We start from the raw sequence: 15,991 nt of genomic DNA, 5'->3' as shown, positions 1-15,991 counted from the left end.
AGATGAGACGCGCGAAGATCGTCGCAACACTCGGGCCGGCAACGTCGACCTATGAAACCATCCGGGCCATCATCGATGCCGGTGTCGACATGGCACGGATGAACCTCAGTCACGGCAGCTATGACGTGCACGAGGCCGTCTACCGCAACGTGCGCCAGGCCGCCGACGACTCCGGTCGCGCGGTCTCCGTGCTCGTCGACCTGCAGGGTCCGAAGATCCGTCTCGGCAAGTTCGAGAACGGCCCGTACGACCTCGCCGAGGGTGACATCTTCAAGATCACCATCGACGACATCATCGGCAACAAAGAGATCTCCTCCACCACGTACAAGGGCCTGCCCGACGACGTGGCCCCCGGCGATCCGCTGCTGATCGACGACGGCAAGGTCGGCCTGCGCGTGCTCGAGACCGATGGCACCGTGGTCACCACGCGCGTCGAGGTCCCCGGCGCCGTCTCCAACAACAAGGGCATCAACCTGCCGGGCGTCGCGGTGAACGTGCCCGCCATGAGCGAGAAAGACATCGCCGACCTCCGCTGGGGCCTCAAGCTCGGTGCCGACTACATCGCGCTCTCATTCGTGCGCAACGCCGCCGACGTCGACGACGTGCACCGCATCATGGATGAAGAGGGCCGCCGCGTGCCCGTCATCGCCAAGATCGAGAAGCCCCAGGCGGTCGACAACCTCGAGGAGATCATCGACGCCTTCGACGGCATCATGGTGGCCCGCGGCGATCTCGGCGTCGAGCTGCCCCTCGAAGCCGTGCCGATCGTGCAGAAGCGCGCCGTCGAGCTCTCCCGCCGCATGGCCAAGCCGGTCATCGTGGCCACCCAGGTGCTCGAGTCGATGATCTCGTCGCCGCGTCCGACGCGGGCCGAAGCCTCCGACTGCGCCAATGCCGTGCTCGACGGTGCCGACGCGGTCATGCTCTCCGGCGAGACCAGCGTGGGCGAGTTCCCGGTGATCACCGTGCAGACGATGGCGCGCATCATCGAGTCCACCGAGGAGCACGGCCTCGAGCGCATCCCCGCGCTCGGCACCAAGCCCCGCACCCAGGGCGGAGCGGTCACGCTGGCCGCCGCCGAGGTCGGTGAGTTCGTGGGCGCCAAGTTCCTGTGCGTGTTCACCGAGTCGGGCGACTCCGTGCGCCGCATGTCGCGCCTGCGCAACATCATCCCGATCATCGGCTTCACGCCGGAGCCGGGCATCCGTAACCGCATGTCGCTCAGTTGGGGCGTGCAGTCCTACCTGGTCGAGCGGGTCAAGCACACCGACGAGCTCATGGTGCAGGTCGACGACGTGCTGCTCGGCCTCGGCCGCGCTCAGCTCGGCGACAAGGTGATCGTCATCTCCGGTTCCCCTCCCGGAGTCGCGGGCTCCACCAACGACATGCGCGTGCACGTCATCGGTTCGGCACACAACCCGCTGAAACCCGACACCTTCGACTGATCGGGGAGTTGACCCCCCTTCGGGAGGGTCGGCGGAACGCACCTCAGGATTCGGCCAGGATTCGATCAAGACTTGATCGCTTCCTGGCCGTTCCTCGTTCGCGGGCTCGTGCCCGATGTTAGATTTCGGATGCTCCGCGCCACCCTTGCGCACCGCACACCGCTTTGCTCGACCCGACCGAAAGAATCCGATCATGCCCCGCAAGCATCTCGTTCTGCGCACCCTCAGTGTGGGCGCCGCTCTCGTCACCGTGATCGCGTTGTCCGGCTGCTCCACGATCATGCCTCTGTTCGGTATCCAGCCCACCCAGCCGGGAAGCTCATCCGGCACCTCGGGCGACTCCTCGAAGGACTCCACCACCAGCGACCTGGGTGCGGCCACCACCGACACGAGTCTGCAGTTCGCATCGGTCTTCACCGACATGGGCTCCATCCACCCCACGGTCGACATCGCCGACCAGCTCGAGCTGAAGCTCGACGTGTGGACCGAACAGAAGACCCACGACTGGACCCCGCTCGCCGACAAGCGCTTCTCGTTCGTGATCGGCGTGTACGACAACCGGGTCGCCGCGGAGGCACCGTTCGACCAGAAGCGCCGGGTGTACATGTCGAACATCTCGGTGACGGCGAAGACGTCGACCAGCTCCGGACAGGTCGAGACGCCCTACTCGCTCAATACCGACCCGCTGAAGGTCACGCTCGACCCCGAGGCGCTTCGTTCGGAACAGGGCCTCGGCCTTCTGATCACGTCGCCCAAGGGCGGGTTCCAGCTCGAATCGCAGCAGATCGGGGTGCTGGCTGCCGACACCCAGGGTCTCATGCTCGACTTCGCGATGCAGGTGTCGTTCGAGACCAGCCCGCTCTCGAACACCTACACGACCCAGATCGTGCATCAGTACGTACCGGTGGCGATCTTCTCGGAGATCGTGCAGTCGACGAGCACCCCTACCCCGACGGTGACGCCCACGCCGATCCCTGCGGGGTGACCTGAACGGCCTGACGCTCGCGCGGGCCGCCCATCCGAGAAGCGGTACCGGTGGTGGGACTCGAACCCACATGCCCTCACGGACAACGCATTTTGAGTGCGTCGCGTCTGCCATTCCGCCACACCGGCTTGCTACGAGCGAGGTCAAGAATACCGTAGGGTTGAATCCGTGACTGACCAAGAACCAACGACACCTGCGCCGCGCCGCGTAGTGGTGGCCGAAGACGAATCCCTGATCCGCCTCGACATCGTCGAGATCCTGCGTGACAACGGTTTCGAGGTCGTCGGCGAGGCCGGTGACGGCGAGACCGCCGTCGCTCTCGCGACCGAACTGCGTCCCGATCTCGTGATCATGGATGTCAAGATGCCGCAGCTCGATGGCATCTCCGCTGCGGAGCGCCTGTCGAAAGACCACATCGCCCCCGTGGTGCTGCTCACCGCGTTCAGCCAGAAGGAGCTCGTGGAACGGGCCACCGAGGCGGGCGCTCTGGCTTACGTGGTGAAGCCCTTCACCCCCAACGACCTGCTCCCCGCGATCGAGATCGCTCTCTCGCGCTACGCGCAGATCATCACGCTCGAGGCCGAGGTGGCCGACCTGGTCGAGCGCTTCGAGACCCGCAAGCTCGTCGACCGGGCCAAGGGCCTCCTGAACGAGAAGATGGGGCTCACCGAGCCTGAGGCGTTCCGCTGGATCCAGAAGGCCTCGATGGATCGCCGTCTCACGATGCACGACGTGGCTCAGGCCATCATCGAACAGCTGAGCCCGAAGAAGTAGTTCCTACTTCTTTCGATCGGTGAGGATGTTCGTGATCCTCACCGTGGAGACACGGCGACCGCGCTCATCGCTGATCTCGATCTGATGGGTTGCGAGCGTGCGACCGAGGTGGATCGGCGTGCAGACGCCGGTGACCCATCCCTCGGTGACCGCACCGGAGTGCGAGGCATTGATCTCGATGCCCATCGCGAGGCGCTCCGGGCCGGCGTGCAGGGCTGCGGCCGTCGAGCCGAGGCTCTCGGCGAGAACGACGGATGCCCCGCCGTGCAGCAAGCCGACCGGCTGCGTGTTGCCGGCCACGGGCATCCGGGCCACGGCGCGCTCGGCACTGAGTTCGAGGAACTCGATGCCCATGCGTTCGGCGAGTTCGCCGACACCTTCGAAGCCGTAGGCCTTCATTGCGTCGAGGGGGAGCGGTTCGGGCTGCGTCATCGGTGCGTGTTCCTGTCTCGGGAGGCTGTCGGAGGGCCTGTGTAGGCTTGCCGTGTGCCGGACAAAGATCAGCCTACCCTCCTCGTCATCGACGGTCATTCGCTCGCATTCCGGGCGTTCTACGCGCTTCCGGTCGACAGTTTCCAGACCCGCGACGGGCAGCACACGAACGCCATCCATGGCTTCATCGCGATGCTCATCAACCTCCTCAAGGCCGAGAAGCCCACGCATCTGGCGGTGGCCTTCGACATCTCGCGCTTCTCGTTCCGCACCCGGGAGTATCCGGAATACAAGGGCACCCGGGGCGAGACCCCGCCCGAGTTCATCGGTCAGATCCCGCTGCTGCAGGAGGCGCTGCACGCGCTCGGCATCACCACCATCGAGAAAGAAGACTTCGAGGCCGACGACATCCTGGCCACGCTCGCCGCTCAGGGCACGGCGGAGGGCTATCGCGTGCTCGTGGTCTCGGGCGACCGCGACGCGATCCAGCTGGTGAACGACAGCGTCACCCTGCTCTACCCCTCGCGACAGGGCGTTTCCGACCTCACCCGGTACGACCAGGCGAAGGTGTTCGACCGCTACGGCATCCGGCCCGAGCAGTACCCCGAGATCGCCGCCCTGGTCGGTGAGACGAGCGACAACCTTCCCGGCATCCCGAAGGTGGGCGAGAAGACGGCGGTGAAGTGGCTGAACCAGTTCGGCTCGCTCGACGCCATCCTCGAGCACCGCGACGAGATCCCGGGTGTGGTGGGCAACAACCTGCGCGAGTTCGCGGAGAACGCCATCCGCAATCGCCGGCTGAACCGCCTGCTCACCGACGTGGAGCTGCCGGTCGGGCCATCCGATCTGCAACGTCAACCCGCCGACGAGCAGCAGGTGCGCGATGTGTTCGCGCGGCTGGAATTCCGCACGCTGCTCGACCGGGTACTGAAGCTCGAGGGCATCGCGGGCGACAGCGAGGTGGGCCTCGCGGCCGCGGCGGAGGCGGCGGCGAAGGCGGAGAACGCCCCGACGGCCGTGACTCTGCTCGATGAAGAACTCGCGGCGTGGCTGAAACGGCACTCGGATGCCGCTGCCGATCCGGTGGCCGACGGCGTGGCCGTGCACATCGAGACGGTCGACGGTTTTCCGATCGGCATCGGTCTGGGCACCGCCCACGAGACGGTCTTCTTGCCGTGGATCCCGAACAGCCGCGATTACGCGCCGCTCGAGGAGTGGCTCGCCGGGCCGAGACCCAAGATCTTGTTCGACGCGAAGAAGCAGGTGAAGGCGCTGCGCCTGGCCGGGCTCGACGTGGGCGGGCTCTCGTTCGACCCGGTGATCGCCGCGTGGCTGCTGAAGCCCGACTCGAGCGCCGACCGCTCCCTGGCGCAGCTCGTCGACCGGCACCTGCTCGAGACGCTGCCGACGCCCGACCCCAACCAGTTGGTGCCCGACAGCGATACGGTCGTCGGCCCGGCCGGGGAGGCCTGGTACGTCTGGCGCGTCGCGCAGGCGCTCTCCGGCCTGCTCGACGACCGCACCCGCGGGGTGCTCACCGACATCGAGATGCCCACCCTGCTCGTGCTCGCCGAGATGGAGCTCACGGGTGTCACGGTGAGCCACACCGAGCTCTCGGCGCTCTCGGCTGAACTCGGTGAATCTGCGGCCGCGATCGCGTCCGAGGCCTTCGGCATCATCGGGCGCGAGATCAACCTCGGCTCGCCGAAGCAGATCCAGGAGGTGCTCTTCGACCAGCTCGACATGCCGAAGACCCGTGCCACCAAGACCGGCTACTCCACGGATGCCGGCGCTCTCGCCGATCTGCAGGCATCGAACCCGCATCCGTTCCTCGGCCTGCTGCTCGCGCACCGCGATGCCACGAAGCTGCGGCAGATCATCGAGTCGGTCGACAAGGCCATCGCCTCCGACGGGCGGGTGCACACCACCTACGTGCAGACCGGGTCGTCGACGGGCCGCATCTCGTCGACCGATCCGAACCTGCAGAACATCCCGGTGCGCACCGAGGAGGGGCGACGTATCCGTGCGGCCTTCCACGTGGGCTCGGGCTACGACACACTGCTCACCGCCGACTACTCGCAGATCGAGATGCGCATCATGGCGCACCTCTCGAAAGACGCCGGGTTGATCGAGGCGTTCCACTCCGGAGAAGACCTGCACCGCTTCGTGGGTGCGCGCATCTTCTCGGTGGAGCCCGAAGACGTGACCCCGAACATGCGCACCAAGGTGAAGGCGATGTCGTACGGCCTGGCCTACGGCCTGTCGGCGTTCGGTCTCTCGAAGCAGTTGCGCATCGAGACGGCTGAGGCCAAGCAGCTGATGACCGATTACTTCGAGCGCTTCGGAGCGGTGCGCGACTACCTGCGCAACGTGGTGGTTCAGGCGAAGGCCGATGGTTACACCGAGACCATCTTCGGGCGGCGGCGGCCCTTCGCGAACCTCAACAGCACCAACCGCGTGCTGCGCGACAACGACGAGCGTGCCGCGCTGAACGCGCCCATCCAGGGCACGGCGGCCGACATCATCAAGATCGCCATGATCGGCATCTCCGCCGATCTGGCGGCCCAGTCGCTCGGGTCGAAGATGCTGCTCCAGGTGCACGACGAGCTGGTGTTCGACGTGGCGCCGGGGGAGTGGGACGCTCTGGCGTCGATCGTGACCGCCCGCATGGCCGGTGCCGCCGACCTGTCGGTGCCTCTCGAGGTGCAGCTCGGTCGTGGCCAGAACTGGAACGAAGCCGCGCACTGAACTGCCGGCATCCTGGTGCCCGCCGCTGCCGGTTCGTGCCGGGCGGCGGCACCTGGTACGTGGGCCGTGGGAATCGACGGTATGTGCGGGCATTCGTGGGAAACGACGGACTCTGAGTCCGCCTTCCCGGGTCTTCTCCGTCGTTTCCGGGCAGCTGCGGGTCACTGGAAGTCTCGAGAGCGGGTCTTGGCGCTGAGCACGAGAGGCTCGAAACGATCGGCGATGAGGTTGGTGACGCCTTCCGGCGAGCGTTCGAGGATGCCGCGCACGATCAGTGCGGGTGCCTCCCGGGCGATGCGCCGGTAGCGCTTCCACACCCCGACACCGCAGATGACGTTGAGGATGCCCGTCTCGTCTTCGATGTTCATGAAAGTGATTCCGCTCGCCGTGGCCGGCCGCTGGCGGTGTGTCACCACGCCGCCCACCTCGATGCGCCGGCCCACTTCGGTGTGTGCCAATTCGGTGAAGGTCAGTGCCCCCCTCTTCCGGAGCTCAGCGCGCACGTGCCGCAGCGGGTGGTCGTCGGGCGAGATGCCGGTGGCCCACAGGTCGTAGACCACCTGCTCCTCGGGCGACAGCATCGGGAGCAGGGGCGGCTGCACCGACACGAAGGTGCCGGGAAGGTACTCGGCACGGTCGTGGGAGGCGTTACCCGCTTCCCAGAGTGCTTCGCGCTTCGTGAGTCCCAGTGATTCGAAGGCCCCCGCTGTGGCGAGTGCCTCGAGCTGGGGGGTGGTGAGGCCGACCCGGCGTGAGACGTCGGCCATGCTGAGATAGCGACCGTGCTGCTGGCGCTCCTCCACGATGCGCGTGGCCAGCTTCTCTCCGATCGACGTGACCTCGGCCAGCCCCAGCCGTACGGTGAGGTTGCCGTCGCGGCGGTGTTCCGCACTGCGGTCGGGCGCCTCTCGGTCGAACGTCTCCGGTGCCGGCAAGTTCTCCACCAGACAACTGTCGAGACCGGTCTCCTCGACGATCGCGGCGGTTTCTCCGGCGTCTCCGGCATCCTCGCCCTCGGCGAGCCTCAGCGGTTCGAGTCCCGCGGTGACTCCGGAGCGCTGGATGTCGGGGCGCCGCACCACCACGCCGTGCCGGCGAGCATCCGCCGTGAGGGTCTGCGGGGAGTAGAACCCCATCGGTTGCGCCCGCAGCAGCCCGGCGAGGAAGGCCGCCGGGTAGTGCAGCTTGAACCAGGAACTGGCGTAGACGAGCAGCGCGAAACTCGTGGAATGGCTCTCGGCGAACCCGAAGCTGGCGAACGACTCGATGCGCCGGTAGATGTCGTCGGCGAGATCGCCCACGATGTCGTTCTCGGCCATGCCCGCGTAGAGCTTCGCCTTGAGGCTGGAGATCTTCTCGAGACCGCGTTTCGAGCCCATGGCCCGCCGCAGCAGGTCGGCGTCGTCGCCCGAACATCCCCCCACGGCCATGGCCATCTGCATGAGCTGCTCCTGGAAGAGCGGCACCCCGAGGGTGCGTTCGAGCACCGGTTCGAGCTTGGGATGCATGTAGGTGACCTCTTCGAGGCCGAGCTTGCGCCGGATGTACGGATGCACTGCACCACCCTGGATGGGCCCGGGCCGGATGAGCGCGATCTCCACCACGAGGTCGTAGAACCGCCGCGGCTGCAGCCGGGGGAGCGTGCCCATCTGCGCGCGGCTCTCCACCTGGAAGACGCCGATCGAGTCGGCCCGGCAGAGCATGTCGTAGACGGCCGGCTCCTCTTTGGGGAAACTGTTGAGATCGACGAAGGGCCGGCCGGTGCTCGCGGCCGCCAGATCCATCGTGTGACGCAGCGCGGTGAGCATGCCGAGGCCGAGCAGGTCGAACTTCACGAGTCCCATCCAGGCGCAGTCGTCTTTGTCCCACTGCAGAACGGTGCGGTCATCCATCCGCGCATTCTCGATGGGGCATACTTCGCCCACGGGCCGGTCGGTGAGCACCATCCCTCCGGAATGGATGCCGAGATGCCGGGGGAACTTCAGCACCTCGGTGGCGAGCTCGATCACCTCGGCGGGGATGTCGTGATCGTCGCTCTCCACCATGGGGCCCCAGCGTTCGATCTGCTTCGACCAGGCGTCTTGCTGCCCCGGGCTGTGGCCGAGCGCCTTCGCCATGTCGCGCACCGCGAACTTCGGCCGGTACTGGATGACGTTGGCCACCTGGGCCGCGTTCCGCCGTCCGTACTTGCCGTAGACGTACTGGATGACCTCCTCGCGGCGATCGGAGTCGAAGTCGACGTCGATGTCGGGCTCCTCCTCGCGCATGCTCGAGAGGAAGCGCTCGAACGGCAGGAGGCACGCGATCGGATCGACAGCCGTGATCTTGAGCAGGTAGCACACCGCCGAGTTCGCCGCCGATCCGCGCCCCTGGCACAGGATGCCTCGCGCGCGCGCCTCCCGCACGATGTCGTAGACGATGAGGAAGTAGCCCGGGAAGTCTTTCTGCTCGATGACGGAGAGCTCTCTCTCGATACGCTTCCACACCTCGTCATCGGCATCGGGGTACCGCTCGGCCACACCATCGACCACCAACGCGCGGAGCCAGGACATCGGGGTGTGGCCCTCGGGTACCTCCTGCTTCGGGAGGTGCGGCTTCGCCATCCGGAGCTGGAACGAGAGATCGTCGGCCACCTCGACGGTGCGCTCCACGGCGCCCGGGTACCGCGCGAAGCGGGCAGCCATCTCTGCTCCGGAGCGGAGATGCGCCGCGGGCGCGGCGGGCAGCCAGCCGTCGAGCTCATCGAGACTGCGACGCGCCCGCACGGCGGCGAGAGCCTGGGAGAGCCGGTGCTTGTCGGGGGAGGCGTAGTGCACGTTGCCCGTGGCCACGACGCCGAGTCGGCGGCGCAGGGCGATGTCATGGAGGGCGTCGTTGGCGGCGCTGTCGAGCGGGTCTCCACGATCGAACAGCTCGACGAGCACGTTGTCGCGGCCGAAGAGCGCGACCAGGCGGTCGATCTCCCGTTCTGCCTCCCGTGCTCCCTCGAAGGCGAGCGCCTGCCGCACCGGACCCTTACGGCACCCGGTGAGCACCATCCACTGGCCTGCACCCTCGGCGGCGAGTTCATCGAGGTCGTAGAGCGGGCGCCCCTTCTCCGCCCGCGGGGCGAGCTGAGCCGAGGTGATGGCGCCGGCGAGCCGGTGGTAGCCCTCCTGCTGCCGGGCGAGCACCAGCAGATGAGACCCCTCGGGGTCGGCCACGCCGTTCTGCGGCCGGCTGAGGTCGAGCGAGAGCTCGGCCCCGAAGACCGTGGCGACGTCGTGCGTCTCCGCCGCCTCGGCGAATCGCACGATGCCGTAGAACCCGTCGTGATCGGTGATGGCGAGCGCGTTCAGGCGCAATCGAGCCGCCTCCTGGATGAGAGCTTCGGGGGAGGATGCCCCGTCGAGGAAGCTGAAGTTCGAGTGCGCGTGCAGCTCGGCATAGGGCACCACCGAGCCGGCATCGATTCGCGGCAGCGATTCGGATGCCTCGTACGCCGGTCTCTTGCGGGAGTGCGTCTCTTCATCGGCAAGGGCGCTCTCCGGCCGGCTCCGCCCGGAGAGGGTGCGCTCGAGTTCCGACCAGGGGATGGCGGGGTTGTTGAATCCCATCTCACCGGCCTCTCTCGCTCGCGGACCAGGGCCCGGACCCGGCCGCGGTGACGGGCGCGGTGAACTCAGTCATATCGAGCCTCCGCACGCCACACCCGGTCTTCGAGCGCGAGCAACCAGGCCGTGCCCTCGGCGTCGACCACTTGGAACCGGTCGAGCCGCCGCCGCTTCTCCGCATCCCACCAGCGCTCGTACACGGGCCACGGGCCCGCCCAGGCCTCCAGCGGCCGGAGCCCCTGCCCGGCGGGATTCGCCGCGAAGTACACCGGCACCGCCGACAGCTCTCCGCGCTCGGTGACCGACACCGCATCGTGGTCGGCGCCCAGTACCAGAACCGGCAGTGGCTTCTCGAACACCGTCGTGGGCAACGGAGGCGGCAGGCTGCCCGGCCAGGGCGGGACCTCGCCGGCCGGACCTCGCCCTCCGCGCGCTGACGATCTCCCCGTCGAAGCCCTCTTCGGCGCGGGAGTCTCCTCGCCTCGATCGCCCCAGGGGATGAGCACCTGACGCTCGCGTGGCGAACGCCCATCCCCGATCGAGGCCGTGAGCACTCCCTCATGACCCACCATGCTCTGCACCCTCGACAGACCGTGGTGGATGCGCTCATCGGACCCGGTTCCCCAGAGCCCCGTCTCGTGCTTGGCACTGTGGTCGATCGTCTCGGCGGTGATGCGCACCCGGATGACCGGCGAGGAGAGCGCGCTCTCGATGGTGCTGCCGCCCTGGAGCTGCCAGCGCACCCGGTCGACCACGTCGGAGGCCGTGAACCAGCGCGGATGCAGCCAGCTGCGCTCCCGCACCTCCCCGCGCTCGGTGGTGATCTCCACCCGGAGTGCCGTGCACACGAACATCGCCCCCGCCAACTCGGAGATGAAACGATCGCTCGCCGCGCGCACCCCGAACGTGATCTGGTCGATGCGGTCGAGCGGAGGCTCGAAGTCGTTGACGCTCTCGCGGATCTCCGGCGGGATGCGCGGTGTGACCTGGGTGCCGTCGAGCCCTCCGGCACGCGCGTGCGCCCGAGCCCCTGCCTCGCCGAACCTGGCTTGCACGTCTTCGGCCGGAAGCCGCGCGAAATCACCCAGGGTACGGATTCCCAGCCGCCAGAGCAGCAGCGTGAGCTCTTCTTCATCGAGCAGGTTCAACGGCAGCCCCGCGAGGAACTCGGGGGAGCGCCCCGGCGGCACGATACGGATGAGATCGACGCCCGGCAGCCTCGCCGCCTGATCGGCCGCGAAGACGCCATCGGCCACCCCGACCCGCGCATCCGTGACCCCCAGTTCGGCGAAGCGCTCGAGGAAGGCGAGGGCCGCGGCGTGCTCGGTGCCGTAGAAGCGCGCCGGGCCGCGCGCTCGGAGGGCGCAACTGCCCGCCCGCACGATCTGCACATGGGGGCTCATCTCTTCGAGGGCGGAGATGAACGGCTCGAAGGCGCGGTTGACTCGCACGGGGTCGTGCGGGAAATCGCGCAGGCGCGGACTCCGCGCCTGCGCCTCCCGGAGCCGCAGCCCCCGGCGCACCCCATCCGCCCGGGCAGACTCCGAACAGGCGTAGACCAGACCCCTCTCGATCACGGCGATGCGCTCGTCGACCGAGATCTCCTCGAGGGCGGCAGTGGCCACCACGGGCCAATCGGGGCACCACACCACCATCGTGCGCACCGGAGTCAGCGCGGGCGCGGAAAGCCGGGTGACCGCGTTCATCCCGCCACCTCGTGAAGCGCTCTCGGCCGCACGTCGGTGAGCTGCGGCGGCTCGTGCACCGGCCGGAACAGCTCGTCTCCATCGGGCAGCCACAGTCGCGCCCGCCGCGGCCGGCCCGACCCGGCCCGCGCGGTGACCGAGACCATGGCCTGGCGACCCGCGAGGTGCCCGTGCCCGACTCCGATGCCCGACCAGGAGCTCTCGGTGATGCGCAACGTCGCCTCGCTCTGCGGCCAGTCTCCGAGCACGATCAGCGTCGCATCCCGCTGCCGGATGCGTGCCTGCAGCCGCGCCATCGACGACGGCGACACCCGCCCCGGCGCCCGGGTGACCACCACTGCCACCACATCGGCCATCGCCGCCGTGACCGTGAGCCACTCCTCACCGGGATGCGGCACCAGCGCCAGCCGAGCCAGATCGACGCCGAACCGGGATGCGGCCTCCACCCCGAAATCGGGCAGCCCCACGACACCGCACCACAGCCCTTCGGCCGAGGGCCCGGCCATCAGTGCCATCACGAGCGCCGTCGAACTCTGCACCGAGTAGGCGGCCCCCGCCCTGAGCGATCCGCCCGGCAGGAGGGAGGCGAGCGACGGGTGAGTGGGCACCGCGCGGGTGTCGAGCTTGGTGGCCTGCATCTCCCGGATGCGCGACTGCAGCACCCGGATCTCCTCGCCCGCCGGAGCGGGGGAGGAGAGCGTGAGTGCGGCATCCGTCATGCCCTCATGTTCGAATATATGTTCGAATAAGTCAATCGGGGACGCTCAGCCTGTGGACAATCCCGGTCGCTGTGGAAACACCCTCCGCTGTCCGGGGCGTGGCCTAGGGTCGAAGCATGGAAAGCTCGACCTCCCGCCCTCAGACCGACATCGATCGCATCGCAGAACGATGGGTCGACACGCTTGTCGAGCTGCAGCCCGTGCTGGGCACCTACATCGGCCGCACCGAGGTCAACGACCGCTATGGAGACCTTTCACCCGAGGGCCACGAAGCCCAGATCATCGCCACCTCCTCGGTTCTCGCCGAGCTCGCCCGCACCGAGGCCGTCGACGAGATCGACGAGGTCACCAAGACCGATCTCGGCAACGAGCTGCGGCTCACGCTCGCGAGCTCAGACGCCCGGCTGCAGCTGCGCGACCTGAACGTCATCGACTCCCCGTCGCAGCACATCCGCGAGGTCTTCGACCTCATGCCCACCGACACGCCCGACGACTGGTCGATGGTCGCGCGGCGCCTCTCGGCGGTCGAGGAAGCCATCGACGGCTACATCGTCACGCTGCGCGAGGGCATGCGCCACGGCATCACGCCGGCTCGCCGCCAGGTGGCCGAGGTGCTCACCCAGGTGCGGGCGAATTCCGGCCCCGGCAGCTTCTTCGCCGAGTTCGCGTCGGAGGCGACCGTCAAAGAGGGCGAGCTGCCCACCTCGCTGAAAGCCGATCTCGACCGCGGCGCGACCACCGCGTCGGAGGCCTACTCGAAGCTCGCCCAGTTCCTCGAGAACGAGCTCGCGCCCGTCGCCGCACACGACGATGCCGTGGGCCGCGAGATCTACGCGCTCCAGTCGAGGCGCTTCCTCGGCGCCACGGTCGACCTCGACGAGAGCTACGAGTGGGGCATCGAAGAACTCGGGCGCATGGTGCGCGAGCAGGAGGCCATCGCCGAGGAGATCACGCCCGGCGCATCCGTTCACGAGGCCATCGAGTTCCTCGACCGCGACCAGAGCCGCAAACTGCACGGAACGGATGCTCTGCGCGAATGGATGCAGGCCACCAGCGACCGCGCCGTGGCCGAGCTCGGCGCCAGCCACTTCGACATCCCCGCCGAGATCCGCACGCTCGAGTGCATGATCGCCCCCACCCACGAGGGCGGCATCTACTACACCGGCCCCACCGACGACTTCTCCCGCCCCGGGCGCATGTGGTGGTCGGTGCCCGAGGGCGTCACCGAGTTCGACACCTGGCGCGAGCTCACCACCGTCTACCACGAGGGCGTTCCCGGCCATCACCTGCAGATCGGGCAGGCGGTGCACAACCGCGCCAAGCTCAACACCTGGCGCCGCCAGCTCGCCGGCACGAGCGGCCACGCCGAGGGCTGGGCCCTCTACGCCGAGCGCCTGATGGAAGAGCTGGGCTACCTCGACGACCCGGCCGACCGCCTGGGCATGCTCGACGGGCAGCGGATGCGCGCGGCACGCGTAGTGCTCGACATCGGCGTGCACCTCCAGAAGCCCCGTCTCGACGGCACGGGCGTGTGGAACGCGGAGTACGCGCTCGAGTTCATGCGTCAGAACGTCAACATGGACGACGCCTTCATCCGCTTCGAGGTCAACCGCTACCTCGGCTGGCCCGGTCAGGCCCCGTCGTACAAGATCGGCCAGCGCATCTGGCAGGAGCTGCGCGACGCCACCCGGGCCCGCGAGAAGGAGGCCTTCTCGTCGAAGGAGTTCCACCGCCGCGCTCTCGACCTCGGTGGCGTGGGCCTCGACACCCTCCGCAGCACACTCTTGAAAGAGGCGTGATGGCAGCCAAGGCGCGTTCTCCCTATGAGTTGACGACCGGCTCGGTACTCGACGATCTGCATCCCGTGCTGCGGCGGTACTTCGGCGTGATCGCACCCGGATACCGCGGCTACGGCAGCGGCGTCTTCGAAACCGTCGGCACCCCGCGGCGCGCGGTACGGCTGGTGCTCCGGATGCTGGCGCGCCAGGGCATCCTGTTCCCCGCGTGGGAGCACAATGTGCCCTTCACCGTCGTCAACGCACCACTCACCGACCGCGACGGCCGCACCGCGATCGTGGCCGTGCGCCGCTTCCACCTCCTGAATGGCGAGCGAACCATGATCGACGCGATCACCGCCGAGAACCCGGGCGCCGACGGACTCGTCGACCACCTCGGCTTCGATCGCCGCCTGCGCGTGCGGCTCGCCACCCGGGTGGTGCGTGGCGAACTCCACCTCACCTCCACCGCACTCGACGTGCGCATCGGCCGGCAGCACTTCGGCATCCCCCGAGCCATCGCTCCGCGCGTCTCACTCGTCGAGCGCTACGACGACGCCGCAGCGTCTGGTGCGGGCGCCCAGCGCGTCTCGGTCACGGTCGATGCGCCGTTGTTCGGCCGGCTCTTCGAATACACCGGCACCTTCGACTACGAGGTGCGGCCCGATCCCGTCGCCGACGACGCGGAGGCGGCCGCCGGCACCCCCGTGGCCGAAGGGCTCACCACTCGGCCAGGGCACGCTGAGTGACCACCCCGGCACGCGCCCGGCGCGTGGTTCTGGCCGGCGCATCCGGATTCATCGGCTCCCGCCTCGCCGAGGTCTTCCGCGCCGAAGGGGCGGATGTCGCTCTGATCGGGCGACGGCAGAGCCCGGGCGCCAGCAGGCCCAGCACCGCCGCGGCGCCGGATGCCCAGTGGGGCGACCAGGCCGCCATCAGCCGCGTGATCGACGGTGCCGATCTGCTCATCAACCTGGCGGGCAAGAGCGTCAATTGCCGCTACACCGCAGAGAACCGCGCAGAGATCTTCCGTTCCCGCCTCGACACCACGCGGCAGCTGCGCGAAGCCGTCGCCGCCTCCACCCGGCCACCCTCGCTCTGGATCAACTCGTCCACGGCCACCATCTACCGCCACGCCGACGACCGGCCGATGACCGAAGCGACCGGTGAGATCGGCGAGGGCTTCTCGGTGAACGTGGCCACGAGCTGGGAGGAGGAGTTCTTCCGCGGCGAGCTCCCGCACACGCGTCGGGTGGCCCTTCGCATGGCGATCGTGCTCGGCGACGGCAGCGCGCTCGCTCCCCTCATCGCGCTCGCCCGCGCGGGCCTCGGCGGCTCGCAGTTCGACGGCCGCTGGCCCTCCACGCCCGCACGCCGTGCGGCCGGCACCTTTCATCAATACCGCCCCCGCAGCCGCAAGGGCAGGCAGCGGTTCAGCTGGGTGCACCTGGATGACGTGGTCGGCATCATCCGCTTCCTCGAAGCCCACCCCGAGCTCGACGGCCCCATCAACGCATCCGCCCCGAACCCCACCGACAACCGCACGTTCATGGCCTCGCTGCGCCAGGCCGTCGGCGCCCGTTTCGGCCTGCCCACCTGGCGCTGGATGCTCGAGATCGGCTCGGTGGCCATCCGCACCGAGACCGAACTGGTGCTGAAGAGCCGATGGGTGCTGCCCGAGCGCCTCGAAGCAGCGGGCTACTCCTTCCTCTTCAGCCACCACGCCGACGCCCTGACAGACATCGTGCAGAGCTCTGGCGTTCCCACCAGGCGATGGGGCAGAATTGCTGGTCCGTGAGACGGGGTGTGAAGCA

The 15,991-nt window shown here is 68.3% G+C and carries 11 protein-coding genes and 1 tRNA gene; 7 read left to right on the top strand and 5 right to left on the bottom strand.

Features of this window, described 5'->3' with window-relative positions; genetic code table 11:
- Nucleotides 1-2: 2 nt before the first annotated feature.
- Nucleotides 3-1,445, top strand: coding sequence for a pyruvate kinase (gene pyk / locus EPO52_RS16750; RefSeq protein WP_290808862.1), 1,443 nt, complete (start codon nucleotides 3-5; stop codon nucleotides 1,443-1,445).
- A gap of 193 nt (nucleotides 1,446-1,638) precedes the next feature.
- Nucleotides 1,639-2,430 carry a hypothetical protein gene (locus EPO52_RS16745; RefSeq protein ID WP_290808860.1) on the top strand — a complete coding sequence of 264 codons (792 nt, stop codon included), beginning with the start codon at nucleotides 1,639-1,641 and terminating at the stop codon, nucleotides 2,428-2,430.
- Nucleotides 2,431-2,475: 45 nt separating this feature from the next.
- Here the strand turns inward: EPO52_RS16745 and EPO52_RS16740 are convergent.
- Nucleotides 2,476-2,558, bottom strand: a tRNA-Leu gene (locus EPO52_RS16740).
- Nucleotides 2,559-2,598: 40 nt separating this feature from the next.
- Between EPO52_RS16740 and EPO52_RS16735 the strand changes: the two genes are divergently transcribed.
- Entirely contained in the window at nucleotides 2,599-3,204 is a 606-nt protein-coding gene (locus tag EPO52_RS16735) for a response regulator (protein WP_290808858.1), read from the top strand.
- A 3-nt stretch (nucleotides 3,205-3,207) separates the two neighbouring features.
- Here EPO52_RS16735 and EPO52_RS16730 read toward each other — a convergent pair whose 3' ends face one another.
- On the bottom strand, nucleotides 3,208-3,636 hold the full coding sequence (locus EPO52_RS16730; protein WP_290808856.1) for a hotdog fold thioesterase: 429 nt from the start codon (nucleotides 3,634-3,636) through the stop codon (nucleotides 3,208-3,210).
- A gap of 54 nt (nucleotides 3,637-3,690) precedes the next feature.
- Here EPO52_RS16730 and polA point away from each other — a divergent pair, with 54 nt between their 5' ends.
- Nucleotides 3,691-6,384 carry a DNA polymerase I gene (gene polA / locus EPO52_RS16725; protein ID WP_290808854.1) on the top strand — a complete coding sequence of 898 codons (2,694 nt, stop codon included), beginning with the start codon at nucleotides 3,691-3,693 and terminating at the stop codon, nucleotides 6,382-6,384.
- A 161-nt stretch (nucleotides 6,385-6,545) separates the two neighbouring features.
- Here the strand turns inward: polA and EPO52_RS16720 are convergent, their stop codons facing one another.
- From EPO52_RS16720 to EPO52_RS16710, 3 genes are all read right to left on the bottom strand, one after another.
- The gene (locus EPO52_RS16720; RefSeq protein WP_290808853.1) at nucleotides 6,546-9,980 is read right to left on the bottom strand and encodes an error-prone DNA polymerase; all 3,435 of its coding nucleotides are present in this window, start codon (nucleotides 9,978-9,980) and stop codon (nucleotides 6,546-6,548) included.
- Between the two features lie 65 nt (nucleotides 9,981-10,045).
- A complete protein-coding gene (locus EPO52_RS16715; protein ID WP_290808851.1) occupies nucleotides 10,046-11,683 on the bottom strand; it encodes a DNA polymerase Y family protein in 1,638 nt (545 codons plus the stop codon).
- Nucleotides 11,680-12,402 carry a hypothetical protein gene (locus tag EPO52_RS16710; RefSeq protein ID WP_290808849.1) on the bottom strand — a complete coding sequence of 241 codons (723 nt, stop codon included), beginning with the start codon at nucleotides 12,400-12,402 and terminating at the stop codon, nucleotides 11,680-11,682. The genes EPO52_RS16715 and EPO52_RS16710 overlap by 4 nt, the downstream gene beginning before the upstream one ends.
- A 116-nt stretch (nucleotides 12,403-12,518) precedes the next feature.
- On the opposite strand from EPO52_RS16710, the gene EPO52_RS16705 reads away from it, so the two are divergent.
- The 3 genes from EPO52_RS16705 to EPO52_RS16695 are packed head-to-tail and all read left to right on the top strand — an operon-like array spanning nucleotide 12,519 to nucleotide 15,975.
- Nucleotides 12,519-14,201, top strand: coding sequence for a DUF885 domain-containing protein (locus EPO52_RS16705; RefSeq protein ID WP_290808847.1), 1,683 nt, complete (start codon nucleotides 12,519-12,521; stop codon nucleotides 14,199-14,201).
- Entirely contained in the window at nucleotides 14,201-14,926 is a 726-nt protein-coding gene (locus EPO52_RS16700; RefSeq protein WP_290808845.1) for a DUF4166 domain-containing protein, read from the top strand. Before EPO52_RS16705 ends, EPO52_RS16700 begins: the two co-directional genes overlap by 1 nt.
- Nucleotides 14,923-15,975, top strand: coding sequence for a DUF1731 domain-containing protein (locus EPO52_RS16695; protein ID WP_290808843.1), 1,053 nt, complete (start codon nucleotides 14,923-14,925; stop codon nucleotides 15,973-15,975). Before EPO52_RS16700 ends, EPO52_RS16695 begins: the two co-directional genes overlap by 4 nt.
- The last annotated feature ends 16 nt before the right edge of the window (nucleotides 15,976-15,991 follow it).

The organism is Herbiconiux sp. (assembly GCF_004297105.1).
Classification (GTDB): Bacteria; Actinomycetota; Actinomycetes; order Actinomycetales; family Microbacteriaceae; genus Herbiconiux.
Note: the sequence above shows the minus strand (reverse complement) of the source record. Positions and strands in the feature narration are given on the sequence as shown.

What these genes read in the sequence shown, in the direction of transcription:
- EPO52_RS16710 (WP_290808849.1), bottom strand. Translation starts at nt 12,402, where the DNA reads ATGACGGATGCCGCACTCACGCTCTCCTCCCCCGCTCCGGCGGGCGAG.
- EPO52_RS16705 (WP_290808847.1), top strand. Translation starts at nt 12,519, where the DNA reads ATGGAAAGCTCGACCTCCCGCCCTCAGACCGACATCGATCGCATCGCA.
- EPO52_RS16720 (WP_290808853.1), bottom strand. Translation starts at nt 9,980, where the DNA reads ATGGGATTCAACAACCCCGCCATCCCCTGGTCGGAACTCGAGCGCACC.
- EPO52_RS16730 (WP_290808856.1), bottom strand. Translation starts at nt 3,636, where the DNA reads ATGACGCAGCCCGAACCGCTCCCCCTCGACGCAATGAAGGCCTACGGC.
- EPO52_RS16700 (WP_290808845.1), top strand. Translation starts at nt 14,201, where the DNA reads ATGGCAGCCAAGGCGCGTTCTCCCTATGAGTTGACGACCGGCTCGGTA.
- EPO52_RS16715 (WP_290808851.1), bottom strand. Translation starts at nt 11,683, where the DNA reads ATGAACGCGGTCACCCGGCTTTCCGCGCCCGCGCTGACTCCGGTGCGC.
- pyk (WP_290808862.1), top strand. Translation starts at nt 3, where the DNA reads ATGAGACGCGCGAAGATCGTCGCAACACTCGGGCCGGCAACGTCGACC.
- EPO52_RS16745 (WP_290808860.1), top strand. Translation starts at nt 1,639, where the DNA reads ATGCCCCGCAAGCATCTCGTTCTGCGCACCCTCAGTGTGGGCGCCGCT.